This window comes from Blastococcus sp. TF02A-26, from assembly GCF_003319125.1.
Lineage (GTDB): Bacteria > Actinomycetota > Actinomycetes > Mycobacteriales > Geodermatophilaceae > Trujillonella.
In genome coordinates this window covers 172,920-197,185 of record NZ_QOHG01000006.1, presented here as the reverse complement: position 1 = coordinate 197,185, position 24,266 = coordinate 172,920, and the positions used below count along the sequence as shown (strand labels likewise).

The following is a 24,266-nucleotide window of genomic DNA, read 5'->3' as shown; positions in this document are numbered from 1 at the left end:
GCAGTCTGACGTCGGCGTCGATCGGCCAACGGGCCGCAGACCGGCACGGCCAGGTCGCCGTCGACCCGGCCGTCCGCCCGCGCGGTCCGGTCACTCCGGTGGGTCGACGGGGCCGCGGACGACGACGACCGGGCAGGCGGCGCGGGCGATGACGTGCTGGCTGACCGAGCCCAGCAGCATCCCCGTGAACCCGCCACGGCCACGACTGCCGACGACGAGCAGAGCCGCATCTGCCGCCGCGTCGACCAGGACCTGCCCCGGATGACCCATGACCGCGCGCTGGGACACCCGGTCGGCATCCGACGAGTCCACCGCCCTCGCGACCGTGTTCTCCAGCATGCTGGTCGCATCGCCTTCCCAGTCGATGGCCATGAGGGCACCGGCCCCATCGACCCCGACCGCCGGGATCCTCCAGGAGATGACCGCCTCGACCGGCTGGCCGGTGAGCCGCGCTTGGCCGAGCGCCCAGCGCAACGCCTCCTCCGAGTGCGACGAGCCGTCCACTCCCACGACGATGCGGCCGGAACCGGACTGCGGATCGGTGCCCGGAGTGCTCATGGCGTCGTGCTCCTGCCGGTCGACGACGGGGCGGTGTCTTCCCCATCGCACACCTTGCAGAGCCGGACACGCCAGTCAAGGCCGTAGGAGCACCCGATGGTCACGGAGGACCGAGATGTCACAGCCGAAGACCACGTACGAGGTGGGCTACTTCGTGGGGAGCCTTTTCTCCGCGTCGATCAACCGGATTTTGTCCCGCTCGCTGATCCGTCTCGCACCTGCGGACTTGCGGTCCACCGAGATTCTGATCGGCGACCTGCCGCTGTACAGCCCGACGAGGTAAGACCTGATCTCGAGACCGTTCACGAGTCCCCGTCAGCATGGATCAAGGGCTGCGCATCGGCGCCGGTCTCCACCAGGACCGCCCATGGAGGGTCGCGCAGGGGGCTGGTGCGTCAGGAGCCGTGGGCACCGATTCCCTCGCCGGTGGACCCGGGACGGGCGTGCCGGTCCTTGGTTCCGGTTGCGCGCAGTGATCCGGGGTGGGCCTTGGCGGTGGGGTCGCGGCGGGTCTTGAGCAGGCTGGCCACCGTGACGACGGCCAGGACCACGACGATCACGCCGAGGCTGAGCGGGGTGGGGATCTCGGGCACGCTGGGGTCGATGTCGACGTGGGCCCAGTGCAGGATCAGCTTCACGCCGATGAACGCCAGGATGAACGCCAGCCCAGCGGACAGGTAGACCAGCCGGTCGAGCAGTCCCTTGACGAGGAAGAACAGCGCGCGCAGGCCGAGCAGGGCGAAGGCGTTGGCGGTGAAGACGATGTAGGGCTCATCGGTCACCCCGAACACCGCGGGGATGGAGTCGAGGGCGAACAGCAGGTCCACGCTGCCGATCGCGATCAGCACGACCATCAGCGGCGTGACCATGCGCCGGCCCTCGACCCGGGTAAGCAACCGGCCGCCGACGTAGTCGGGGGTCACCGGCAGCAGGCGGCGGGCGGCCTTGACCATCGCGTTGCTCTCGATGTCGGGGTCCTCGTCGCGGTGCCGGAACAGCTGGACGGCGGTGTAGATGAGCAGCAGGCCGAACAGCAGGAACATGAAGGAGAACAGCGACAGCAGGGTGGCGCCCAGCGCGATGAAGATCGCCCGCATGACCAGCGCGAGCACGATGCCGAAGGTCAGCACCTTGTGCTCGTGCTCCTCGGGGACGGCGAAGGTCGTCATGATGATGACGAAGACGAACAGGTTGTCGACCGACAGGCTCTTCTCGACGACGTAGCCGGCGAAGTACTCGGTGCCCGGTCCGCCGCCGTACTCCGTGGTGAACCAAATCCCGAAGCCGATCGCGAGGGCGATGTAGAAGATCGACCAGGCGGTGGCCTCGCGAAAGCCGACCCGGTGCGGACGGACCGCGGCCAGGACGAGGTCCACGGCCAGCAGGGCGAGGATGAGCACGATGGTCAGCGTCCAGGTCAGGCCACTGATGTCGGTCACGCTGTCTCCTTGATCGGCTCCGCTCCCGACCTGTGGGCGGAGGCTCCCGCGCCGGCCAACGAGACTGCGTCGGGCGGCGACTGTGCCGAGGGCGGCAGTGCCCTCAGGGGTTGCTGGTGACGGGTCGGTCCACGAGCGTGAGTTCGACCTCGCGTTCTCTCTGACCGGGGCGGGTGACCGTCAGGGTCAGGACGTCGCTGGGGCTGTGCGGGCGCAGCGCGGCGAGGAAGTCCTCAGGCGTGGGCGTCGGCTCCCCGTCCACTGCGGTGACGACGTCGCCGGGGGCCAAGCCCGCCTGCTCGGCCGGGCCGCTGGCGGCGACAGCGGCGACGATGACCCCCTCCAGGTCGCCGAGCCCCAGCTGCGCGGCGATCTCCGGGGTGATCGGCACGGGCACGAGCCCGGCATAGGCGTGCTGGGCGCGACCGGAACGTTGCAGCTGGTCGGCGATGTCGACGGCGGTTGCCGCCGGGATGGCGAAGCCGAGGGCGACCGCGCCGGCCTGGGGTGGGATGTAGGCGACGTTGATGCCGATCACCTCACCGGCAGCGTTGAGCAGGGCGCCACCGGAGTTGCCCGGGCTGATGGGGGCGTCGGTCTGGATGAGGTCGACCAGCGCCTGGGACTGCACTGCGCTGCCAGGGATCTCCCGGTGCAGGCCGGAGATGATGCCGGCGGTGACGGTGTTCGCAAAGCCCAGCGGGCTGCCCACGACGACCGCGAGGGTGCCCACCTGGGGCAGGTCGGTGCGGAACTCCGCCGGTGGCAGGTCGCGCCGGTCGGCCTGCACCAGGGCGAGGTCGGTGACCGGGTCGGTGGCGGTGACGGTGCCCGGGACGCGCCGCCCGTCGGCGAAGGCCACCTCCACGTCCGAGGCGCCGCGCACGACGTGTTCGTTGGTGAGGATGAGCCCGTCGGCGGTGTAGACGACCCCGCTGCCGTTTCCGCCGGCAACCAGCACGGTCACCACGCTGGGCTGCGCCCGCGCGAGGACCTGCGGCACCTGTTCCAGGCCTCCGGCGGCCGCCTCGGCAGGCTGCTGAGCGGTCGTCGTGGCGCTGGACGCCTGCTGGTCAGCCGAGGAGTCGGAGCCGGTACAGCCGCCGGTGAGCAGTGCAGCCGCGACTACGCCTGCCGCAACTGCTGACCGCGGTCGGGCCACCACGTGGCGGCACACACCCGCAGACGGCGCCCCGTCTCGAGTGGTACGCGGGGACGACATGGGGTCACAACCCGGTTGCCGCCGAGGCACCGACGGGGTGGTTCTGCTGTAGAAGCGCGACCAGCTCACGCTCGGAGTCGCGGCTCAAGTTGGTCTGGATCACCGTCGGGTTGTAGGGCCGGATCGCCTCAACGACCCGGTCGACGGTGGCGTTGCGGGCCAGGAAGAACACTGCCGCCCCACCGGGCTGCAGGGTCTGCCCGATCTCACGGATCAGGTCATCGGGGATGCCGACATCGGCCAGCGACCCACCCAGGGCTCCCGACCCGGCACCCACCCCCGCCCCCACCAGGGCGCCGGCGAGCGGGTTGAGCAACAGCAGTCCGATCAGCGACCCCCACAGCGCGCCGCTGGCCGCTCCGTAGCTGGCTCCAGCCGCGGTCAGGTTGACCGACTGGTGCAGCTTGATCTTCCCGTCGGGAGTCCGCTCCACCCAGGCGGCGTCGGCCAGCTCCAGCAACTGCTGCCGATCGAGTTCCCCGGCGAGCTCGAAGACCTTCTCAGCGGTCTGCGGGCTGTCCACCCCAAACACGAGCAACTGACTCATGCGCCTTCTCCTCGTCCCGTGACCCCGCTCCGAGGCCAGAGCCCTCCATGGGCGCCGTCCGAACTCTCCAGCGGAAGTCTTGCCAAGGACGCCACATGCTTGAGGCTGACTGCTCAACCGCCACGAACCATACCCGGCGCGACGGAGAGCATTCACCCGACAATGAGTCCTTCGGCTCCGTCCGCACCGACAGCGAGCCTCAGCGCTCCTCCCTCAAATCGATGGAGACAGCGCTGAGCTTCCCCCCATAGCGTGAAGACATCGCGTCTGTGAGGAGGGCAGCGATGACGAGGCAGTACCAGAAGCTCGACGAGGACTTCAAGTCCGGCGCGGTCCGGCTGGTGTTCGAGACCGGCAAGCTGAACGCACAGGAGGCCCAAGGAGCTGAGGTCAAACAGGGTTCGCCCCGGTGAGCCCACGACGCGCAGCTGGCGTAGACCGCGCTGGCCATGGCGATCGCCGTGCGCGGCGGCAAGGAGGTGATCGCCGGGGTCTTCGCCGTCCGCTTCAGCGCCGATCACGGCATCGCCTCCGGACATTCGAGCCGGATGATTTCCCGGGCGGCGCGGGCCCCGGACTGCAGCGCGCCCTCCATGTACCCGAAGAACGGCATCCAGGTCTGCTCGCCCGCCAGGTACATGCGGCCGTGCGGCTCAGCCAGGGCCTGCCCAACCGTGGTGACCTCGCCCGGAGCGGGCACCGAGTACCCGGTCAGCACGCCCGGCGTATTCGGCCAGTCCACGAATCGTTCATCGACCGGCGCGTAGCCCGGAAAGATCGAGGCGAGCTGCGTCGGGTAGCTGCTTCGGTCACGGATAAATGTGCCGCCGGAGTAGACCGACAGCGCGAACTCCGCGTCAGGCGCAACAGGCTGACTATCAGTGCCCTCCCACACTGACCCGATGCCGTCCACGAGCGCATTGGGTGTGAGTCCTGAGTCGTCCCAGAACGCGGTGACGAAGCTGTTGAGGTACTTCACGGCCGGCCCGTGGGTCATAGTGCGTTCGGCGGGATCCCACTCGAGGTGGGAGGTGATGGACGGCCATGCCGTCGGCGGCACCGCAAGCACGAGATAGTCGCACGTCCCGGTGCCCGATGCGGTGGTGAAGTCGACTCGGTCCTCCCGGACCGCGATGTCGGTGACTGGATCGTTCAGGGTCACGTTGTCCGCGTCGATGTCGCCGACCAGCATGGCTGCCAGCTGATCGTTGCCGCCGCTGCAGCGGAAAGTTTCGGTGTAGTCCCAGTAGCCGCGCAAGCTCGTCGTCTCGTCGCAATCATCGACGCGGCCCGCGCTTACGAGCGCGAGCAGCCCGAGGTAGCTCTGCTGCGAGGGTGGCGCGCAGTTGTCGTTGCCTAGTTGAAAGTCAATGACCGAGCGAGTCAGCGAGCCGGCGGCCCCGAGTAACTCGTCGAGCCGCTCGGCGACGGTCATCGCGTCGAAGGCGGCGGCGCCTGGCGAGAGCCACGGATGTACTGGGTCGATGTCCTTCGCGTCCTGACCGATCACGTCGATGACGTCCAACAGTTCGTCGTACACCTGCTTCTTTTCATCGTGGGTGAGGTCGTGGTCTCCGATCCGTACTCGGGGGTCGGACTCGCTAACCTCGATGAGCTGCAATCCGAAGGTGTCGGCCAGGTCGTTCCACATGGGATGGTTCGCCCCGATCAGCTCGGCGCCCGCCTCGACAGTCCTGTTCGCAACAAAGTCCCGGTCGGTGCGCACCCGACCGCCGAGCCGCTCCGAGGCCTCGAGTACGGCGACCAGCACCCCACAGCGGTTCAGGTACCAGGCCGCGGAAAGTCCGGCGAACCCACCGCCCACGACGACGACATTGATGTCTTGCAATTCCTCGCTGGAGTGCACGGCCTCGAGGTCGAGGGCGTCGGGCATCAAGAAGGAGTCCCGCAGGGCCTGCCGCTTCGATCTGGACAGATCCGCGAGACTCGATCCCGATACCGCTGAACCGACGAGTCTGTTCAGTTGCTCGAACACGTGTGCCGCCATTGTCAGTACCTCCGGGCGTGGGTTGGCCGGAACTGAAGGCAGGGGACCTGACACGCCTTTCGCGCTTGGTCGAGGCGTTCTCACTCATTCAATGCGTGGCGAGGGCGTGCGGGTTCGAGCCGAGTAAAGGACTGATCGCTGCATCTGCGGGCACGTGCCCCGTGGGGTCCGCGGACGTGACGTCGACACGCTAAGCACAAAAGTGAGACACGCGCTGTCTCCCCCCATTTCGCTCGACGACGTCTACCCCGCAGGCACCCAGTGGAACAACTCATGGGCCCGGCGCGCTGCGCGGATCCGAGTCACGTCGACCGGCTCTGCCGGGACCGTCCTGCAGCGCCGTCTGCTCGGCCCCTGCGACTGGTACCCGCCGAATACGTGGACATACCCGGCGACGAGGACGGTGTTCGAACGAGGGTTCCGACGGTGTCACCAGGGTAAGAGGCTCCGGGGTCGAGCAACCGACCGCACCGTTTGAGCTCGTCCGTCGGTCAGGCGAGATGGCTGGGAGGGTCGTAATGCTCCATGTCGATCGCGGCACGGGCTGGGTTCCCACCGCCGCTCCTCTGCTGTTGCTGCTGCTGATCGTCGGACTGGTGGGGGCAGGGTGCGGCGAGGACGAGGCCGAGCACGGCTCGCCGTTGAGTCCCAGCGTGGGCCGTCCGGATCTCGACAGCGTCGAGGGGCAGGTCGGTGACCTGCGGCTGCTGCACGTGTACATCGCCTCGCCGGGTGAGCGGGGCAGCACCCACACGCCCGAAGGCGGCGCGGAGCTGCTGCTGACGGTGGCCAACGACGGCGACGCCGACGACACGCTATCCGCTGTCAGCAGCGAGGAGGCCGCCGAGGTCGTCCTCCGCCAGGGCGGGGAGGCCGCGACGTCGTCGATCGACGTGCCGGTGCCGGCCGGCGGGGTGGCGGACCTGCAGGACGTGGCCGGCCCGCACCTGGAGCTGACCGGGCTCAGAGAGGAGCTGCGCAGCGGGACCAGCGTGGAGATCACCTTCACCTTCACCGGCGCCGGGTCGGTGACGCTGCAGGTGCCGGTGGCGACCTACGACCCGGCGGCGGTCTCCAGCACGCCGGCCGACCCGTCATGAGCCGTCCGGACTCTTCGCCCCGGGACACACATGTCGACCGCACCCAGGGCTTTCCGCCGATCGAGGACTACGCGCTTCTCGCCGACGGGGAGACCATCGCCCTGGTGACCTCCCGCGGTGCGGTGGAGTGGCTGTGCGCGCCGCGGATGGACTCGCCGAGCCTGTTCGCCGCAGTCCTCGACCGCGACGCCGGCACCTTCACGCTGGCCCCCACGGAGACCTCGGTACCAGTCACCCGACGCTACCTGCCGGGCACGCTCGTGCTAGAGACGACGTACATGACAAGCTCCGGCTGGTTGACGGTGACCGACGCGCTGCTGGTCGCCCCCTGGGACGACGACGCCTGCGGCGACCTGCCGCCCTACCGCCGCGAGGCCTCAGGCCAGCGGGCCGCGCACGTCCTGCTGCGCACCGCCCGCTGCGAACATGGCAGTGTCGAGCTGAGCGTGGACTGCACCCCCGCCTTCGACTACGGCCGCCATGCGCCGGCCTGGCAGCTGGATCCCGCCACGCAAGGACAGGCGTCGGCGAGCGACCCCGTTTCAGGGCTCTCGCTGCGTCTGACCAGTGACCGGCCGCTACTGGCGGAGGGCGCCCGCGTGGGCTGGCGCACCGTCCTGACCGCCGGTGAGGAGGCCGTCGTTGCCCTGTCCTGGGCCGGCGCCGCACCGCCTGGCTCGGTGGCCGAGGCACACGAGCGGCTTGAGTACACGGGCACGTACTGGCGAGACTGGCTGGCCGGCGGCACCTTTCCCGACCATCCCTGGCGGGCGCACATGCAGCGCAGCGCCCTGACGCTTAAGGGGCTGGTGTACGCGCCCACCGGCGCGATGGTCGCCGCAGCGACCACCTCCCTGCCCGAGGAGCTCGGCGGGCAGCGCAACTGGGACTACCGCTACACCTGGATCCGCGACGCCGCCTTCACGCTGTGGGGCCTGCACACGCTCGGGTTCACCGCGGAGGCGGGCGACTTCTTCGACTTCATCGCCGAGGTCGCCGGCGGGGAGACCGACCGACTGCAGATCATGTACGGCATCGGCGGGGAGCGGACGCTGACCGAGGTCGAGCTCGAGCACCTGTCCGGCTACGCCGGCTCCCGTCCGGTGCGGATCGGCAACGGCGCCTACGATCAGGCCCAGCACGACGTTTGGGGTATGCTGCTGGACTCCGTCTACCTGCACACCACCGCCGTGGGCGCCCTGCCCGACCGGCTGTGGCCGCTGGTGGAACGGCAGGTCGAGCAGGCGCTGGTGCACTGGCGGCATCCCGATTCCGGCATCTGGGAGGTCCGCGGCGCGCTGCAGCACTTCACCTCCTCGAAGGTGCTCTGCTGGGTGGCCGCCGACCGCGGCGCCAAGCTGGCTGACCTCTGCGGCGCCACTGAGCAGGCCGCGCGCTGGCGCGCGGCCGCCGAGGAGATCCACGCCGACGTCTGCGCCTCCGGCGTCGATGAACGCGGCGTGTTCACCCAGTTCTACGGCAGCACCGCGCTGGACGCCTCGGCGCTGCTAATTCCGCGCTGGGCTTCCTGCCGCCCGAGGACCCGCGGGCGCGGGCCACCGTGCTGGCGATCGCCGACGAGCTCACCGAGGACGAGATGGTGCTGCGCTACCGGGTCGAGGAGACCGACGACGGCCTGTCCGGCGAGGAGGGCACCTTCGTCATCTGCTCGTTCTGGCTGGTCTCCGCGCTGGTGGAGATCGGCGAGACCGCCCGCGCCGACGACCTGTGCCGGCTGCTGCTGCACCACGCCAACGACCTGGGGCTGCTCGCCGAGGAGCTGGACGCGCACAGCGGCCGGCATTTGGGCAACACCCCGCAGGCATTCTCTCACCTGGCGCTGATCAACGCCGTCATGCACCTGATCCGGGCCGGCGGGGCCGCCCCCGGCCGCTTCAGCCCCATTGGCCGGCGCGGTCGCCCGTGAGCGGGCCGGCCGACTGGGGGGTGGGGGCTACGCGAGCTGAGCGGATCACCCGGACGCCGGTCGGGCGGATCCGCGTCGGGCGGGTGCTCCTGCTCACGGTGATGGGGGTGGCGCTGTACCTGCTCGCGCCGCAAGTCACCGAGGTCTTCGCGTCCTGGCCGAAGCTGTCCGACATCGCCCCAGGGTGGTTCGCCGCCGTCGTCACCGGGCAGGTCGCCAGCGTCTGCTGCCTGCTCGTGCTGCAGCGGATGGCGCTGCGCACCACCGCCTGGTTCCCGGTGGCGACCGCCCAGCTGTCGGGTAACGCGTTCAGCCGGGTCGTGCCCGGCGGCGCGGCCGCCGGCGCGGCGCTGCAGTTCCGCATGCTCGGCCGCGCCGGCATCGAACCGGCCACCGCGGTCACCGGGCTGACCGCCTTCTCCGTGTTGCAGACCGCCAGCGTCCTCTTCCTGCCGGTGCTGGCCCTGCCCGCGGTGCTCACCGGCGTCTACGTACCCCGCACCCTGCTCCAGTCAGCCATCCTCGGTGGGGCCGTCTTCGTGCTGGTCGCCGCTCTCAGCGCGGCCGTGCTGGTCGCCGACCGGCCGCTGGTCGCCGCGGCCGGAGCCGTGCAGTCCCTGCGCAACCGGCTGGTCCGCCGCCGTCCGCCGTCAACGGGGCTGCCGCAGCGGTTGCTGCAGGAGCGCAACGCCGTGCGCGCGGTACTCGGCGCCGGCTGGTGGAAGGCGCTGCTGGCCGTGGCCGGCAAGCTCGGCTTCGACTACCTGTCCCTGCTGGCGGCCCTGGCCGCCAGCAGCAGCCGTCCGCACCCCTCGCTGGTGCTGCTGGTCTTCGCCTCCGCCCTGCTGTTGGGGATGATCCCCATCACCCCTGGCGGGCTCGGCTTCGTCGAGGCCGGCCTGTACGGAACCCTCACGCTCGCCGGCGTGGCCACCGGTCAGGCGGTCCTGGCCACGCTGATGTATAGGTTGGCCTCCTACTGGCTGCCCATCCTCGCCGGGCCGGTCGCCTACCTGCTCTTCCGCTCCCGATACGGACCCCGCCGGAAGGCCGGTGCGCTCGCCGGTAGCACGCCAGGGAGCGCGGCATGAGGCCGGTCGCCCGCGGGATCGTCTGGCTGGCGGTGTTCGTCGGGATCTGCCTGGCTCCGCTGGTGTTCGCGCTGGTGGGCACCAACCGGGCGGGACAGGGCTTTTGGACCGACTTCTCCGTCGCGCTCGGCTTTGTCGGGCTGGCGCTGATGGGGGTGGAGTTCGCGCTCGTCGCCCGCATCCGCGCGGTGGCTGAGCCGTTCGGCACCGACGCGGTGGTCCAGTTCCACCGGCACATCGGCTACATCGGACTGACCTTCGTCATGGTCCATGTGGCGCTGTCGGCGGACTGGGGCCTGGTCGCCGCCCTGTTCTCTCCGGACACGCCGTGGCGGGTCCGGTTCGGGGTGGCGGCGGCGCTCGCCCTGCTCGTCCTGGTAGCGACGTCGGTGTGGCGCCGGCGGCTGTGGCTGTCCTACGAGGCCTGGCAGCTGACGCACGCCGTCCTGGCGGTCGTTGCGGTCCTCGCCGCCCTGATTCATGTGTTGCTGGTCAATTATTACGTCGACAGCGTCGGGAAGCAGGTGCTCTGGGGCCTGATGTCGGCGACGTTCGTCGGGCTGCTGATCTGGGTGCGGATCTTGCGGCCGTTGCGGCTGCGCCGCCGGCCCTGGACCGTGGACCGGGTCGTCCCCGAGCCCGGAGGCACCACCGTCCTCGCCCTCCGCGCCGAGGGGCACGACGGACTGCAGTTCGCCCCGGGGCAGTTCGCCTGGATCACCGTCGGCCGGTCCCCGTTCACCGTCACCTCCCACCCCTTCTCCCTGGCCTCCAGCGCCGAGGACGGCGGCACGATCGCCGTCGCCATCAAGGCCGCCGGCGACTTCACCTCCACCGTGGGCGGGGTGGCACCGGGCACCACCGTCTACGTCGATGGCCCGCATGGGGCGTTCTCGATCGACCAGTACGAGGGTGCCGGGTACGTCCTGATCGCCGGCGGCGTCGGTCTCGCCCCGGCGATGAGCATGGTTCGGACGCTGGCCGATCGCGGCGACGTCCGGCCCGTGGTGCTCTTCGCCGCCAACAGGGACTGGGACAGTATCCCGTTCCGTGCGGAACTCGACGAGCTGACCGACCGGATGAACCTGCGGGTCGTGCACGTGCTCGAGCAGCCACCTTCGGATTGGACTGGGGAAACCGGGTACGTCACCGTCGACGTGCTGCGCCGCCACCTGCCTTCCGGGTACCGGCGGTTCCAGTTTTTCGCCTGCGGCCCCAACCCGATGCTCGACGCGATGGAAGCCGCTCTTCCCACGATCGGCGTGCCCGCCGACCGCATCCACACCGAACGGTTCGCCTGGGTCTGAACGCTTACGACGGAGGAACGACCATGCGCCACGCCTACATGGCTCGCATCACCCTCGGCGCCGGCCTGCTGTTGACCCTGGCCTGCCTGGCGTTTGCTGCCATCCAGAATTGAGCGGCCCCGGCGCAGCGGACCAAGACGCGGAGAGGTAGGACCGGTGCCCTCGACCCTGTTGCTCCTCAGTGCCGGCGGTGACCTGAGCAGGCGCTACCTTCTGCCGGCCCTCGCGCATCTGCAGCGCGCGGGCCGACTGCCCGACGCCCTCACCATCATCGGCGTCGGCCGTGAGGATGGGGACGATGACGCCTTCAGGCAGCAGGCTGCCGCTGCACTCGCCGAGCACGCCGCCGAGGTCGACTTCGCCCATCGGGCGGCGTTGTGCCGCCAGCTGCGGTATGTGGCCGCCGACGTCACCTCCGCCGAGGACCTGCGGCCGATCGTGCGGTGCGCCGACGGGCCAGTCCTCGTCTACCTCGCGCTCCCGCACACGCTCTTCGCGGCCACCGTCACAGCCCTGCTCGCCCTCGGCGGCGACTCGTTGACCGGCTTCGCCCTCGCTCTGATCCTCGGCACCATCGCCGGCACCATCTCCACGGTGTCGGTCGCCGTCCCGCTCACCGTGGCTTTGGACCGACGCTGGCCGCCGCGGCCCGAGGCTCCGGTCGCCGCCGGGCGGCGGACCTCCAGTCCGCGTCGCGAGGACGGCGCTGTGGTCTGACTGTTAGGTGAGCAAGGCCGTCCACCGGACCTGTGGGTCTGGAGCGCACCCAGTTACAAAATCATCACGGAGGACGACGCTCCGGTCGAGATGTCGAGCCTGCTCGTGGTCGAGGCATGCGCTCGGGGGGCCGCCGCCAGCCAGGAAGTCACCATCGGCGACGTCGCCCGCGTGGCCGACGTGGCGCCCTCCACGGCCAGTCGGCTCGTCGACCGAGCCCAATCGACCGGTCTCCTGCGTGTTCCGTCCACGCTTGACGCTCGAAGAACCGCGCTGATCCTCACCGCGGCCGGCGCGGGATTGCAGGCTCGCTCCATTCGGGCCCGGCTCGCCTGGTTGGCCGATCGGCTTGACGAGCTTTTCCGCCTCAGGCTGGAAAGACGGCGAGGGCGCGGACCGGGCGGAGGGCAGCCAATCGCCTCGACTGGTGGTGTTGTGTGCCAGCGTGTGTGCCACAGCATGGCGTTCACGGTCATCCAGCACCGTTCGCCCCCGACCGGCCTGCCTCGTTGACCTGCACATCCGTACGGGGGCGGACAACCGCGAACCGCACACCAGCGAACTCGCAATCTGGCGGTTGGTGATTCTGTCCTCGGCAGTAACGTAGCGACAGGTGGTCAATGGCCGGAGCGATACGCATCTCGACGATGGGCGACATCGACGACGGTCACCGTGTGGATGTCCTCGTCAATGCGGTAGATGACCCGGTAGGTGCCGCGGCGCGCGCTGTGCCGGTCCTCGAGCGGGGGACGAAGCCGCTTGCCGACCCGATGGGGGTTGTCCAGCAGCGGGCCGGTGATGAACTTATATGCGGCCGCGGCGACCGCCTCGGGCAGGTTCTCGGCGAGCTGGCGGCGGGCGGTCGGCGTGATCGCTAGGTCGTAGTCCGCCCGCTCCTCGGTCACGAACTGGAGCCGAGGCGCCGACGCATGGCCGCGTCCAGCTCCTCGCGCGTCTCCACATCGCCACGGGCCAGCTCGGTATCCGAGGCGTGCAATCGCCGCATCGTCTCGGCATCGGCCAGGATCTCGATCGTCTCCTCAAGCGACTCGAGATCCTCCGTCGCCACCAGGACGGCCGACGGCTTGCCGTGGACCGTCACGTAGACCCGCTCGTGCTGGCCGCTGACCCGGGCCACAAGGGCCGACAGGTGCGCCTTGGCGTCCGCGAGCGACAGAGTCGTCATGGTCGGAAGTATGACCAAATAGCCGTGCATCGTCCAGGTGAGCGCATCACGAGCCCCGAGGTGAGGAGGCCGTCCGATCGTCAGCTGCTCAGGCGGCGCTCAACGGTCGGTCAGGCGGCTGCCGTGTGGTGCCACCATGGTGGCCTGACGACGGTATTCATGGTCGTCCGCAGGAGTCCGCAGATGACAACGCAACCTTCTGACCTGCGCAAATGAACTCTGGCGTACCGCCCTGGACCCCACTCAGCCGCCCTGGCAGTGTGGGGGTCAGGGGTTCGAGTCCCCTCAGCTCCACCCGATCCACTCAGGGCGTCCTCTCCGGAGGGCGCCCTGAGTCGTCTCCGGGCGCTGACGAGGTCCCGGCGGGTGCCGGTGCAGAACGGCGGTGCCTCGCACGCACCGGCGCGTGCCCGGAGGCCGCTCCTCGGGCGTCGGCGCGGCGCGAGCGGTTCCCCCGGTCCTCGCAGTCGTGGCCGGACGCCGGTTTCCGTGCCAGGTCACCGGGCGTCCGCGGCGAGGCGAACGACTCCTCGAGCGCGGCGGCGGAGCTGGCGGTGCGCAGCCGACCGGTACCGGAGCCGCTGGTCGCCCGGCCGGGTGACGGCCCGTTTGCCCGGCCGCGGCGGACGGGTAGCGCCAGGTCACGCGGGTGAGCTCAGCCGGCGGAGGCGGTGCCCGCGGGAGGGGACTGGCGTGAGGCTCTCGATGCTGGGCGCGCGGGTGGCGGGCGCGGCGACGGTGCTGGCTCTCGCTCTCGGTGGCTGCGCGAGCGCACAGGACGGCGACGTGCGGGACGTCGCGGTGGACTTCGTCGACCCGGGGCTGGCGCCGGATGCCCGGTGCGACCTGCTCGCCGCGGCGACCCGGGCGGCGCTGGAGTCGGAGGAATCGGCGGCCTGCCCTGACGTCATCGGAGATCTGCCGCTGGCCGGCGGCGCGGTCGAGTCCGTGGAGATCTGGGGCGGCAACGCCCAGGTGCGGCTGAGCGGCGACACGGTGTTCCTGACCGAGACCTCGACCGGCTGGCGGGTCGTGGCCGCCGCCTGCGAGTCACGTGGCGAGGCGCCCTACGACTGCGAGGTGGAGGGGCCATGAGAGGTGTGCGCCGGCTGTATGTCAGCTACCTGACGGTGATCCTGCTGGGCATCGCCTACGTCACCGCGCTGGGGCCGATGGGCCGATGACCGCCGAGCGGGGCTTCGTGCGGGACAACGCGCTGGGCCTGGCCTTCGGCGGGGTCTTCCTGGTCACGTTGGTCGGCCAGGCGGTCTCGGGGACGGCGGACCACAACGCCCAGCAGGTGGCGAACGGGTTGGAGCCGGTCTCGTTCCTCGACTACGTCACCTCGTCGTCGTTCGGGGTGGACGTGATGGAGAACGGGCAGTCGGAGTACCTGCAGTTCTTCCTGTACATCTTCGCCACCGTCTGGCTCGTGCAGCGGGGCTCGGCGGAGTCGAAGGAACCGGGCGACGAGGGCATGGAGTCCGACGAGGAGCAGCGCGTCGGTGCCCACGCCCGCGCGGACTCCCCGGCGTGGGTGCGCGCCGGCGGCTGGCGGACGACGGTCTTCTCCCGGTCGCTGGGGCTGGTGATGGGCGGGATCTTCCTGCTCACCTGGGCGGCGTCCTCGGTCGCCGGCTGGGCCGCCTACAACAGCGAACAGCTGGCCGAGAAGCAGGACCCGGTCAGCTGGATCGGCTACCTCGGGGAAGCCGACTTCTGGAACCGGTCCTTCCAGAACTGGCAGTCGGAGATGCTGGCCGTCGGCTCGATGGCGGTGCTGTCGGTGTACCTCCGCCAGCGCGGCTCCCCGGAGTCCAAGCCGGTCGGCGTCTCCCACGCCGAGACCGGCGAGACGGGGTGAGCACCTCCGTCCCGACGGACCCGGTCCCACCGTGGCCGGTGGGCGGCCACGGTGGGACTACCGTCGTGACATGTCATTGATCTTCCACTGGGGTGGACCCCGCCATGGCGCCGTGGACGACGTGGCGGCGGAGCGGCTGGCCTCCAGCACGCTCGTCTACGACGGCCCGCACTGGTTCGGCGTCTACCAGCGCTTCGAGCCGGTGCAGGTGCGCGACACCGCCGAGGGCCCGGCCGAGGTCTGGGTCGTCCGCGAGTAGCCCCGTCCGCCCGCCAGGATGGGCGGTATGCCGCAGCTGTTCACCGTCGGCCGGTTCGCCGACGAGACCTCCCGCCGGCGCACCGCGCTGACCGCTCAGGTCCTCCAGTGGTCCCTCGACGCGGAGCTGACCGATCCGGTCCGCTGCGTGGACGACGTCCTGCGCGCCACCGCGCCGGAGCTGCTGCGGCTGCGCCGGGCCGAGGCGACGTTCGGCACCGGCACCGCCGCACGGCTGACCGTGACCGTCCGAGTGCCCTTCGACGGCGACGGCCGGTTCTTCGCCACCCGTCCGGGCCGACCGCCGGAGGCCGAGCCGCCGGTGGGGGACTGGGACCGCTGGGCCGACGACGGGCCGGTGCTGCGGCTGCCGGAGAACTTCGCGCACGACGTCGACGCCGACACCGTGCGGGCGTGGGCGGCGCGGGCCGTCGACGCGGTGGAGGCCCACCTCGAGGCACTGCGCGCCGAGGAGGCGGAGGAGACCGCCCGGTTGTCCGCCGACCTGGTCGACCTGGCCCGTCGGCGGGCGGCGGACCTCACCCGGCGGCGCGCCCTGACCGCCGAGCTCGGGACCGGGATCTGAGCCCGGTCAGAAGCCGAACAGCAGCCCGAGCCCGCCGACGGTGAACAGCACCATGACCACCACCAGCGGGAGCTGGTCCGACGCCGGGGCCCGGGGCGCGACCCGCAGCGCCTGCTCGTGGGCGAGCGTCACGCCCAGCACGTGCCCGGTGACCACCGCGCCGACCTGCACGTAGGCGATGAGGTCGGCGGAGACCGCGCGCAGGTCGACGACGTTGCCGTAGGTCCCGAAGAGGTCGACCCCGGCCGTCCCGAACGGGTTGCTGGCCAGGATCCACGTCGTCTGCCCGTCGAGGGCGAGCAGGCTGAAGTAGTGCGCCACGGTGTACCCGAGCGCGATGGGCAGCACGGTCGCGGCGAACAGCCGTGGCTGCGGCCCGAGGGGCAGCCGGCTGAGCCGCCCGGACAGCCGCGTGCCCGCGACGTACAGCAGGGAGACGAGGACGACCGACCCGGCGAGCCCGAGGGTCCCGGAGAGGACGTCGTTCGCGGCACCGGGACCGTCCTGCCACCACACCGTCCGGGTCAGGCCGTCGAACGCGGTCGAGCCGAGCAGCACCATGACCACCGCGACGAGCCCGGGTCGGGCCGGCGTCGTCATCGCGTTGGTGAGCGGGGAGCGCAGCACCAGCCGGCCGTCGTCGCGCCGGCCGAGCACCGACAGCCGGGCCAGCAGGGTCGAGTAGACCTCGAAGCCGTCACCGGCGGCGAACCACTCCTCGCCGAACCACAGCGAGGCCCCGATCTGGACGACCGCGTAGCCGATCAGCCACGCCGCGACGACGTCCGGATCGGTCCGCCCGGCCGGGACCAGCTCCAGCCACACGAACGCCAGCAGCGCCGCCGCCGCCGGCCACAGCCCGAGGGTCGGGAGCCGGTCGGCACCGCGCGGCGGGCCCACCAGCGGGCGCAGCAGCCGGGAGACCAGGCGCAGCGGGTTCGCCACCCGCCACACCGGGCCGAGCAGCAGGCTGGCCGGGACCAGCCCGACCCAGAACGTGACGTACAGGACCCAGGGGGCGAGGTTGCGCGAGGTCTCCTCCGGCCCGGCCAGCGCCGCGGCCACGACGAGGACGGCGAGGGCCAGAGCGACCGCCTGGGCGCCCCGTCGGACGGCTCCCGAGTCGGCGACCCGCTGCAGCGCGGTCGGCAGCGGGCGCCCCGACCGGTCGTCCCCGAGCTTCGGGGTCCGCCACAGCAGCAGCAGGACGACGAAGCTGACGAGGGTGGCCGCCCCGGCCCCGTACAGCGCCAGCCCGAGCGGTAGCGGCAGGTCGGTGCGGGACCCGACGCCGTGTGCCAGCACCTCCACCGGGTGTCAGCCCACCTGCAGGCTCAGCAGCACCGTCCCGGCGTCGTGCAGCTCGGCCTCGAAGACGCCGGCGATGTCGGCGGTGAAGGTCAGCGACGCCGGCTCGCCGGGCGCCAGCTGGGCGGTGAGGTCGTAGCCGTGCAGGTGCAGCTCGTCCGGGGCGTCGCTGGTGACCGTGAGCGTCACCTGCTCGCCGAGCCCGACCGGCACCCGGCCGGTGTCGCCGCTGGCCTCGCCGCCGGCGACCGTCACGGCCAGCTGCGTGCCCGCCGGCGTCTCCGGGGCCGCGGAGGAGCTGCCGGTCCCGCCCGCCGAGGACGACGACGACTGCGTGCTGCTCGTCGCGGCGGCGTCGCCGTCGGACTCCGGCTCGGTCCCGGCGCAGCCGGTGAGGACGAGGGCCAGCAGCCCGACGGCAGCGGCCGTCCGTGCCCGGGCGCTCACCGGCTGTCCGCGCCGGTGGGCACCGGACCCTCGACGGGTGCGTCGGGGAACCGCTCACCGGCGCTGCCACGGCGGGAGTAGCGGCCCACGCCCCAGGAGATCCCGGCGATCAGCGCGAGGGTGCAGGCCAGGACCACGACGTTCGCCAGCGCCCACAGGCCGCCGCCGGACTCCTTGAGCTCCCGCTGCAGGACGTCGATCTCGGGGATCGCGCCACGGGTGACGCCGTCGTCGGCCGGGATCTCCTCGGCCGGGATCGCCTCGTCCTCGGGCAGGTAGATCGGGACGGCGTACAGCGACCGGCCGTCGTGGACGCGCAGCAGCGTCTTCCACGTGCCGTGCAGCGGGACGGGCTCGGTGGTGCGGTACTCCCCGGGACCGGTCCGCTCGAGGTCGTCGACCACCAGGCCCTGCCCCTGCCAGGCGGTGATCTGCACCCAGGCCGGGTCGTCGACGGCGTCGGCCGGGCTGAGCTGGACGGTGATGTCGGCCGTCCGCGGGTCGGTCTGCACGTCGGTGATCGTGAACGTCGCCTCGACGTCCTCCGGGACGGTGGCCAGCAGGCCGTTGGTCACGCCCGCGGCGATGGCGACCAGGCAGGCAAGCAGCACGGCGCGGGAGACCGCCGGGCGCGGCAGCCGGCGGCGCAGGCCGAGCGCCAGCAGCGCGCCCAGCGAGCCGCCGGCGACCCCGGCCACGACCGCCATGATCGTGCCCTCGACGAGGATGTCGGAGTTCCACGACAGGGTCTGGGTGAACTGCGTCCAGCCCCACTCGGTCGCGGTGCCCACGGTGCCGATCAGCACGCCGGCGACGGCGCCGAAGGCCAGCGGGCGCCGGGCCAGCGGCCAGGCCAGCGCGAGCAGCTCGACGAGGATCGCCGAGCCCAGGTACAGCGGGAAGGTCGGCGTGATCTCGTCGAAGGCCCCGCCCACGACGACGGCGATGACGCCCCGGATCACGAGGAAGAACGCCGCGGCCATGAGCGCGCCGCCGCGGCCCATCCACATGCGGGCGGCGACCAGCGCCAGCCCGGCCGCGCCGGCGATCATGAACGGCTCGAGCACCAGGCGGAACTGGGGGACGTCGAAGTCGTACTCGCCCTGGAAGACCGACAGACCCAGGAGCAGACCGCCCATCGCCGAGCCCTGGCGCAGGAACCGGCCGACGTTGCCGACCTTGCGGTCGCCGTCGTCGGTGGACGCACCCCCGTGGCCCTCCATCTCCAGGATCAGCAGGCCGACGATCGACAGGCCCGCGCCGGTGATGAGCATCAGGTGGGTCGGGCCCCAGAGCGTGACGTCCTGGCCGAACAGCCGGTGCCACACGTCGTCGAGCGGGAAGCCGAGCAGGGCGTAGAAGCCGGCGGCGCCGAGGAGGATGCCGCCGACCGGCACGTCCCACCCGCGGATGAAGTGCACGGCGGCCGGGCCGGGCTTCTCGTCCAGCGGCATCGCGCAGGCGAGCACGCCGGCGGCGAAGACGCCGAACAGGCCGAAGAGGATCAGGTAGTGCGCGGGGTTGGCCAGCGGCCCCTCGTCGCGCCCCACGCCGATGTGCAGCGAGATGTCCCAGAGCATCCCCAACAGGGCGACCAGCAGGGACAACGTCGTCAGGATCGTGGGCAGCGCCACCCAGTCCGGGACGCCGGTGGCCCGGCCGAGGCGGCCTCCGACCCGGCTGAGGACGGTCGTGCGCCGGGTGCGGTGCAGGAACACCAGACCGAGCAGCACGACGGTGAGGGCGACGCCGATGCCGGTGGCCAGGGCGACCTCCCCGAGGGCGGCACCCCCGGCCGGACGGCTGTCAGCGGCGAGAACGGTGGACATCGTCGTCGACACGAGGGTATGGAACACCCGCCATGTGACATCGGCAAGTGCTACATGTGGTCCGGCGTTACCGTGGGGAGAGGATCGAGGGGGTGAGAGCGCTGTCCGTCAGTGCGCCGGGCGTGCCCGAGGAGGAGCTGGACCGGGAGCTCACGGTGGACGAGCTCGCCGCCCGGGTCGGCATGACGGTGCGCAACGTCCGCGCCTACGCCGCCCGGGGCCTGCTGCCGCCGCCGCGGCTGGTCGGGCGTACCGGCTACTACGGCCGCCAGCACGTCGCCCGGCTCGTGCTCGTGCGCGAGATGCTCGCCGAGGGCTACCCGCTGACGATGATCGAGCGGACGCTCGCGCACGCACCCGAGGCGGCGAGCTCGGCGACCCTCGCCCTGCACCGCGCCCTGCTCGCGCCGTGGCTGCCGCCGGAGGCGGAGACGACGACCGCCGAGGAGCTGGCGGTCCGGGCCGGGATAGCCCCCGACACCGGGTTGGTCGACCAGCTCGTCGGGCTGGGCCTGGTCGAGCGGATGGAGGACGGTCGGCTGCGCGTCCTCGACCCCTCGCTGCTCACCGCGGGCCTCCAGGTCGTCGAGCTCGGGGTGCCGCCGGCCGCCCTGATCGCGGCGCAGACCCGCGTCGTCGAGCACGTCCGGGCGATCGCCGACGTCTACGTCTCGATGTTCCTGGAGAGCGGCTGGCGCGCGCTGCTGGAGCGGTCGGGGGAGGGCACGCCCGAGGAGCAGCTCGACGGTGTGCGCGACATGGTGGACCGGCTGCAACCGGCCGCCGCGCAGGCACTGCTGGCCAGCTTCCGGACCGAGATGGCGACCCGCGTCCAGGGCGCGCTGACCGAGGTCCTCGAGGGCCTGGAGGGTCTCGACCGGGGCTGAGCCCCGCTGCGGCTCAGTCCGGGTCGATGCGCTCGTGCGAGCCGTCGAGCCGGGCGTTCTCCCGCGCCGTCAGCCGGCGGTCGCGCACCACGGCGCCGATGACCACCGCGACCAGTGCCGCGGCGGGCACGAAGAAGCCGGCGGTCGCGATCAGGCTCAGCCCGTCCATCGCGAGGACGGCGTCGGGGGTCACGTCCACGACTCCATGTGACACCGGTCGGTGTCACGTGTCAAACGGGCGTCAGGAGCGGAGCGCGGCCGCGGGGCAGCCGCGGCTCTCCGCGATCTCCGCCAGCATGTCCTGCAACGCGCGGGGGTCGGCGGTCTGGCCGCGGTCCAGCTCGTAGCAGGCGACGATGTCGCCGGCCCGGGCGTCGCGGACCCGCAGCGCCACCTGCTCCACCGTCTCGGCGACGGTGAAGTGCGTCCCGTCCACGAGGAACACGACCGTGTCCGGCGTCGACTCGACCCGCTGGATCGCGGTGGGGTCGATGCGGCACGACTCCCCGGTGCGACACGTGAGACCGATCATGGCGGTCCTCCTGCTGGGCGGGGCATCGGGCCCCGGCGGCGCCCATCGTCGGGCAGGAGAGGGATCGACTGTTCCGGAGGCTGCCTTGAGCCGAGACGACTGGTTCCCGCTCGTCGGGGTGACGCGCGCCGCGGCGCCACGGTGCCGCGTGGCCTCGCCCTGCCTGACCTGGATGGCCGGGATCGTCGCGCCCGCGCCGGGGGAGCGCGTCCTCGAGGTGGGCCGCGGACTCGGCGTGCCGGTCGACCTGCTGGCCGGCCGTGGCTGCTCCGTCGTCGCCCGTGTCCTCGCCCCGCGTGGGCGGGTGGTGATCGGCTTCTCGGTCATGCGTCCCGGCGCGGACGACGACGTCGCCGCGGGGGTGGAGCGGCCGGCCGCCGCGCGCGGGCTGCGGGCGACCGCGGTGCACCGGGGCGCGACGGCGCCGATGCCCTCGGCGGCGGTCGAGCTGCGGACCGGCGGGCAGGTCACTCCCAGGGGGTAGGTCCGCGCGTCGCGGGTCAAGCGCCGTCGGCCCCGGACCGATCACCCGGTCAGGTGACGCATCCCGCGCCGCCGCCGTACGTCCACCGGGACGGGAGGAACAGGTCGTGGCCGAGCAGTCCGTGCTGGTCGTCGAGGACACCGACGAGATCCGTGAGCTCGTCGTCACCGTGCTGACCCGCGCCGGGATGGACGTGCGCGCGGTCGCCACCGGGGCCGAGGCCATCGAGGAGGTCCGCCGCTCCACCCCCGACGTCGTCGTCCTGGACCTCGGGCTCCCGGACGCCGACGGCACCGAGGTGTGCCGGCAGATCCGGGCCGAGTCCGAGTGCTACGTGCTCATGCTCACCGCGCGCGCCGAGGAGGTCGACCTGCTGATCGGCCTCGCGGTCGGCGCCGACGGGTACATGTCCAAGCCGTTCTCCCCGCGCGAGCTCGTCGCCCGCGTGCAGGTGATGCTGCGCCGTCCCCGCGTCGCCGCCGCTCCCGAGCCCGCCGCCGTCGAGGAGCACGTCCGCCGCCTCGCCGAGCTCGAGGTGGACGAGGACAGCCGCGAGGTCCGCGTCGACGGCGCCGTCGTCGACCTGACCCGCACGGAGTTCGACCTGCTCGCCGCGCTGGCCTCCCGGCCCGGCCGGGTGCTGCAGCGCGAGACCCTGCTGCGCGAGGTGTGGCAGACCGACTGGGAGGGCAGCGTGCGCCTGGTCGAGGCGCACATGTCCAACCTGCGCCGCAAGCTGCAGGCCGCCGGCCTGAGCACGCCGGAGATCAAGACCGTCCGCGGCGTCGGCTACCGGCTCGTCGCCTGACGCACGTGCAGAGGGGCCCGGACCTGATCAGGTCCGGGCCCCTCCGCGTGTCCGTCGTCAGCAGGTGACGGTGTTGCTCATCGTCCCCGGGGCGGTCCACCCGTAGCCGGTGTTCGTGACCATCGACAGGACCGGCCGGAAGTTCACCACCGACGCGTCGTACTGGCCGGTGAAGCTGGTGTCGGTCGGTGCGGCCGTGCCCATGGGGTACGCCTGGGTGCCCAGGAACGCCGTCATCGTGTAGCCGGTGATGCCCGGCGTCGGGCTCGCCTTCCAGCGGGCCGTCGCGAAGAGCGTCGTGTCCTTGATCGTCTGCGTGACCGTGTGCTGGCCGGTCTGCGGGCTGTTGTCGGTGCGCACCGTGCTGTCGCTCTCGACGTTGCTGCTGCTCCTCGCGGAGGTCGTCACGTCGGAGTAGCCGATCTGGGCGCCCGTGGCCGTGTTGTAGACGCGCTTGATGACTCGCGTGTAGGTGGTGCACTCGGTGTCGACGCGGACGTTCAGCGGTCCGGTCACGGTCGCGGTGGAGAACGCGGGCTGGACGGCCGGCGCGGCGGTCGAGGAGAACACGGCGTTGGCGGGGAGCGAGGCCCCGAGGACGACGGCGACGGTGAGGACGAGCAGGAGCACGCAGCGGCGGGTGCGGGTCATGGCTCGGTCTCCTCTCTGGTGCGGGGTGGTCCCGGCGGGGGACTGCTGGAACACGTCGAACTCTGGTGGGCCGACCGCAGGGTCTGCGCGGGTCTCCCGCAAGAGATCCGCAAGACCGGGTGGTCAGGCGGCGGGCTGGCCCTCGTCGGCGGCGGGCTCGTCGTCCTCGTCGCGGGCCGGGCGCCAGATGACGAGGAGCATCCAGCCGGCGAGCAGGGCCGGGGCGCCGTAGACCAGGACCTTGTTGACGACCGGGTCCCGCAGGACGGTGATCAGGTTCCCGAGCTCGGGGACGACGGCCTGCATCTGGTAGGCGGTGTCGCCGCTGAGGACGGCGGTCCAGGGGTCGGGTGCGTCGTTGGCGTCGCCCTGGGTGCGGACGGCGACGGTGCCGTCGGCGGTGCGGTCGACCTCGATGACGCGGTGGGTGACGACGCGGTGGTCGTCGATCGGGATGTGGTAGCTGATCACCATGCCGACCTCGACGTCCTCGACGGCGAGCGGGGTGCTGACGACGACGTCGCCGGCCTCGATGTTCGGGGCCATGCTGCCGGTCAGCATCGTCATCGTGCGGTAGCCGAGGACGTGCGGGCCGACGGCCAGCCCCAGGAAGGCCACGACGGCTCCGGCCACGAGGGCGCGGAGGCTCCAGCGGCCGACGAAGCGGGCCACCGTGCCGGGCAGGCCGGCGCGAGCGGTGCGGGGGGCCTCGGCGGCCGGGGGCAGCTCGGTGGCTGCCTCCGGGGCGCGGGCGGGGAGGACGGCGGTCATGGCGGGATCTCCGGCGGTCTCGTGGGCGGGGGTCAGCGGGCGCCGGCGGCGCGCTGGGTGCCGGTGAAGACGAGGCTGAGGGTGGAGGACTTGCCCTGGAGGTCGTTGCCGGCGGTCTCGGGCAGGGAGATGGTGAAGGTGAGGTGGTCGGTGCCGCCGGCGGTGAGGCTGTTGAGGCCGGCGAGGGTGCGGTTGGACACGACCGGGGTGGTGCCGAAGTCGGTGACGGTGCCGCCGCAGGTGTAGGTCGGGGCGGTGGCGGTGCCGGCCTGGGTCCAGGGCACGGTGCAGGAGCGGACGGTGAGCTTGAGGCCGTTGGCGTCGGTGTTGAGGACGCTGGAGACGGTGGCGGTGGTGCCCAGGGTGACCGTGGACAGGGCCGAGGTGCCGGTGTTGGTGAGGGTGACGGCGCGGGTCATGGCGTCGCCGGGCACGAAGTTGGTGGTGCTGGCGGGGATGGCGGCGCCGGGGTTGGCGAGGTTGATCTTCACGGTGCCGGAGGCGACGTCGGTGGAGATCGGGGTGGTGGAGTCGGTGAAGGTGCCGAAGGTGCCCAGGCCGGCGACGGCGGCGGTGGCGCCCAGGACGCCGAGGGAGCCCAGGACCTTGCGGGTGGTCGAGGCCTTGCGGGTGCGCGTGCTCATGTCGTTCTCCTGCGGGGTGGGCCGGGGCGGGGTGTCCCGGCTGGCAGGAACGACTCTGCGAGCCCAACCGCAGGCTCCCCGCCCGCGATCCGCAA

The 24,266-nt window shown here is 71.8% G+C and carries 28 protein-coding genes and 1 pseudogene; 14 read left to right on the top strand and 15 right to left on the bottom strand.

Going from position 1 to position 24,266, the window contains the following annotated elements; translation table 11 throughout:
* Positions 1-90: 90 nt before the first annotated feature.
* The 4 genes from DQ240_RS09190 to DQ240_RS09170 all read right to left on the bottom strand — a co-directional run bounded on the left by DQ240_RS09190 (position 91) and on the right by DQ240_RS09170 (position 3,766).
* Positions 91-558, bottom strand: a complete 468-nt coding sequence (locus DQ240_RS09190; protein ID WP_091382406.1) for a universal stress protein — start codon at positions 556-558, stop codon at positions 91-93.
* A 395-nt stretch (positions 559-953) separates the two neighbouring features.
* Positions 954-1,997 carry a TerC/Alx family metal homeostasis membrane protein gene (locus DQ240_RS09180; protein ID WP_091382407.1) on the bottom strand — a complete coding sequence of 348 codons (1,044 nt, stop codon included), beginning with the start codon at positions 1,995-1,997 and terminating at the stop codon, positions 954-956.
* 103 nt (positions 1,998-2,100) lie between these two features.
* Complete coding sequence (locus tag DQ240_RS09175; RefSeq protein ID WP_199589200.1) at positions 2,101-3,000, bottom strand: S1C family serine protease; 900 nt, start codon at positions 2,998-3,000, stop codon at positions 2,101-2,103.
* A gap of 223 nt (positions 3,001-3,223) precedes the next feature.
* Entirely contained in the window at positions 3,224-3,766 is a 543-nt protein-coding gene (locus tag DQ240_RS09170; protein WP_091382410.1) for a DUF1269 domain-containing protein, read from the bottom strand.
* Between the two features lie 284 nt (positions 3,767-4,050).
* Between DQ240_RS09170 and DQ240_RS24235 the strand changes: the two genes are divergently transcribed.
* Positions 4,051-4,179: a hypothetical protein gene (locus tag DQ240_RS24235; RefSeq protein ID WP_255363698.1), complete on the top strand. Its 129-nt coding sequence runs from the start codon at positions 4,051-4,053 to the stop codon at positions 4,177-4,179.
* 104 nt (positions 4,180-4,283) lie between these two features.
* Here DQ240_RS24235 and DQ240_RS09165 read toward each other — a convergent pair whose 3' ends face one another.
* Complete coding sequence (locus tag DQ240_RS09165; protein ID WP_158548616.1) at positions 4,284-5,762, bottom strand: NAD(P)/FAD-dependent oxidoreductase; 1,479 nt, start codon at positions 5,760-5,762, stop codon at positions 4,284-4,286.
* A 530-nt stretch (positions 5,763-6,292) separates the two neighbouring features.
* Between DQ240_RS09165 and DQ240_RS09160 the strand changes: the two genes are divergently transcribed.
* The 6 genes and pseudogenes from DQ240_RS09160 to DQ240_RS24510 all read left to right on the top strand — a co-directional run bounded on the left by DQ240_RS09160 (position 6,293) and on the right by DQ240_RS24510 (position 12,429).
* Positions 6,293-6,874 carry a copper chaperone PCu(A)C gene (locus tag DQ240_RS09160; RefSeq protein WP_091382413.1) on the top strand — a complete coding sequence of 194 codons (582 nt, stop codon included), beginning with the start codon at positions 6,293-6,295 and terminating at the stop codon, positions 6,872-6,874.
* Positions 6,871-8,801 (top strand): annotated as a pseudogene (locus tag DQ240_RS09155) (glycoside hydrolase family 15 protein). The gene DQ240_RS09160 and the pseudogene DQ240_RS09155 overlap by 4 nt, the downstream one beginning before the upstream one ends.
* A gap of 83 nt (positions 8,802-8,884) precedes the next feature.
* Positions 8,885-9,892: a flippase-like domain-containing protein gene (locus DQ240_RS09150; RefSeq protein ID WP_113839308.1), complete on the top strand. Its 1,008-nt coding sequence runs from the start codon at positions 8,885-8,887 to the stop codon at positions 9,890-9,892.
* Positions 9,889-11,199, top strand: a complete 1,311-nt coding sequence (locus tag DQ240_RS09145; protein WP_091382417.1) for a ferric reductase-like transmembrane domain-containing protein — start codon at positions 9,889-9,891, stop codon at positions 11,197-11,199. The genes DQ240_RS09150 and DQ240_RS09145 overlap by 4 nt, the downstream gene beginning before the upstream one ends.
* A 156-nt stretch (positions 11,200-11,355) precedes the next feature.
* Positions 11,356-11,916, top strand: a complete 561-nt coding sequence (locus DQ240_RS09140) for a hypothetical protein (RefSeq protein ID WP_158548612.1) — start codon at positions 11,356-11,358, stop codon at positions 11,914-11,916.
* Between the two features lie 90 nt (positions 11,917-12,006).
* A complete protein-coding gene (locus tag DQ240_RS24510) occupies positions 12,007-12,429 on the top strand; it encodes a MarR family winged helix-turn-helix transcriptional regulator (RefSeq protein ID WP_113839307.1) in 423 nt (140 codons plus the stop codon).
* A gap of 104 nt (positions 12,430-12,533) precedes the next feature.
* Here the strand turns inward: DQ240_RS24510 and DQ240_RS09130 are convergent, their stop codons facing one another.
* Together DQ240_RS09130 and DQ240_RS09125 are read right to left on the bottom strand one after the other, a co-directional pair.
* Complete coding sequence (locus DQ240_RS09130; protein ID WP_091382421.1) at positions 12,534-12,821, bottom strand: type II toxin-antitoxin system RelE/ParE family toxin; 288 nt, start codon at positions 12,819-12,821, stop codon at positions 12,534-12,536.
* The gene (locus DQ240_RS09125) at positions 12,818-13,102 is read right to left on the bottom strand and encodes a type II toxin-antitoxin system Phd/YefM family antitoxin (RefSeq protein ID WP_176832633.1); all 285 of its coding nucleotides are present in this window, start codon (positions 13,100-13,102) and stop codon (positions 12,818-12,820) included. Before DQ240_RS09125 ends, DQ240_RS09130 begins: the two co-directional genes overlap by 4 nt.
* 693 nt (positions 13,103-13,795) lie before the next feature.
* Here DQ240_RS09125 and DQ240_RS09120 point away from each other — a divergent pair.
* The 4 genes from DQ240_RS09120 to DQ240_RS09110 all read left to right on the top strand — a co-directional run bounded on the left by DQ240_RS09120 (position 13,796) and on the right by DQ240_RS09110 (position 15,810).
* A complete protein-coding gene (locus DQ240_RS09120; RefSeq protein WP_147261968.1) occupies positions 13,796-14,197 on the top strand; it encodes a hypothetical protein in 402 nt (133 codons plus the stop codon).
* 85 nt (positions 14,198-14,282) lie between these two features.
* Positions 14,283-14,966: a DUF6766 family protein gene (locus DQ240_RS09115; protein ID WP_113839305.1), complete on the top strand. Its 684-nt coding sequence runs from the start codon at positions 14,283-14,285 to the stop codon at positions 14,964-14,966.
* Between the two features lie 70 nt (positions 14,967-15,036).
* On the top strand, positions 15,037-15,225 hold the full coding sequence (locus tag DQ240_RS23120; protein ID WP_147261967.1) for a hypothetical protein: 189 nt from the start codon (positions 15,037-15,039) through the stop codon (positions 15,223-15,225).
* 27 nt (positions 15,226-15,252) lie between these two features.
* Positions 15,253-15,810 (top strand): hypothetical protein, encoded by a 558-nt coding sequence (locus tag DQ240_RS09110; protein ID WP_113839304.1) that lies wholly within the window; start codon positions 15,253-15,255, stop codon positions 15,808-15,810.
* A 6-nt stretch (positions 15,811-15,816) separates the two neighbouring features.
* Here the strand turns inward: DQ240_RS09110 and DQ240_RS09105 are convergent, their stop codons facing one another.
* Genes DQ240_RS09105 through DQ240_RS09095 form a run of 3 tightly spaced genes read right to left on the bottom strand, consistent with a single transcriptional unit; the run spans position 15,817 to position 19,394 of the window.
* Positions 15,817-17,121, bottom strand: coding sequence for a hypothetical protein (locus DQ240_RS09105; RefSeq protein ID WP_113839303.1), 1,305 nt, complete (start codon positions 17,119-17,121; stop codon positions 15,817-15,819).
* A gap of 6 nt (positions 17,122-17,127) precedes the next feature.
* The gene (locus tag DQ240_RS09100; protein ID WP_233498600.1) at positions 17,128-17,565 is read right to left on the bottom strand and encodes a hypothetical protein; all 438 of its coding nucleotides are present in this window, start codon (positions 17,563-17,565) and stop codon (positions 17,128-17,130) included.
* A complete protein-coding gene (locus DQ240_RS09095) occupies positions 17,562-19,394 on the bottom strand; it encodes a hypothetical protein (RefSeq protein WP_113839362.1) in 1,833 nt (610 codons plus the stop codon). Before DQ240_RS09095 ends, DQ240_RS09100 begins: the two co-directional genes overlap by 4 nt.
* A 92-nt stretch (positions 19,395-19,486) precedes the next feature.
* On the opposite strand from DQ240_RS09095, the gene DQ240_RS09090 reads away from it, so the two are divergent.
* On the top strand, positions 19,487-20,281 hold the full coding sequence (locus DQ240_RS09090) for a MerR family transcriptional regulator (protein ID WP_113839302.1): 795 nt from the start codon (positions 19,487-19,489) through the stop codon (positions 20,279-20,281).
* A gap of 13 nt (positions 20,282-20,294) precedes the next feature.
* Here DQ240_RS09090 and DQ240_RS09085 read toward each other — a convergent pair whose 3' ends face one another.
* Positions 20,295-20,474 (bottom strand): hypothetical protein, encoded by a 180-nt coding sequence (locus DQ240_RS09085; protein WP_158548610.1) that lies wholly within the window; start codon positions 20,472-20,474, stop codon positions 20,295-20,297.
* Between the two features lie 48 nt (positions 20,475-20,522).
* Entirely contained in the window at positions 20,523-20,813 is a 291-nt protein-coding gene (locus DQ240_RS23250) for a flagellar FlbD family protein (RefSeq protein ID WP_158548608.1), read from the bottom strand.
* Positions 20,814-20,961: 148 nt separating this feature from the next.
* Between DQ240_RS23250 and DQ240_RS23245 the strand changes: the two genes are divergently transcribed.
* Both DQ240_RS23245 and DQ240_RS09075 read left to right on the top strand, forming a co-directional pair.
* Entirely contained in the window at positions 20,962-21,297 is a 336-nt protein-coding gene (locus DQ240_RS23245; RefSeq protein WP_158548606.1) for a hypothetical protein, read from the top strand.
* Between the two features lie 106 nt (positions 21,298-21,403).
* Positions 21,404-22,105: a response regulator transcription factor gene (locus DQ240_RS09075; RefSeq protein WP_113839299.1), complete on the top strand. Its 702-nt coding sequence runs from the start codon at positions 21,404-21,406 to the stop codon at positions 22,103-22,105.
* Positions 22,106-22,162: 57 nt separating this feature from the next.
* Here DQ240_RS09075 and DQ240_RS09070 read toward each other — a convergent pair whose 3' ends face one another.
* The 3 genes from DQ240_RS09070 to DQ240_RS09060 form a co-directional block, all read right to left on the bottom strand.
* Positions 22,163-22,756: a hypothetical protein gene (locus tag DQ240_RS09070; protein WP_113839298.1), complete on the bottom strand. Its 594-nt coding sequence runs from the start codon at positions 22,754-22,756 to the stop codon at positions 22,163-22,165.
* 123 nt (positions 22,757-22,879) lie between these two features.
* Entirely contained in the window at positions 22,880-23,527 is a 648-nt protein-coding gene (locus DQ240_RS09065; RefSeq protein ID WP_113839297.1) for a signal peptidase I, read from the bottom strand.
* Between the two features lie 32 nt (positions 23,528-23,559).
* Positions 23,560-24,171: a TasA family protein gene (locus tag DQ240_RS09060; RefSeq protein WP_113839293.1), complete on the bottom strand. Its 612-nt coding sequence runs from the start codon at positions 24,169-24,171 to the stop codon at positions 23,560-23,562.
* Positions 24,172-24,266 lie beyond the last annotated feature (95 nt).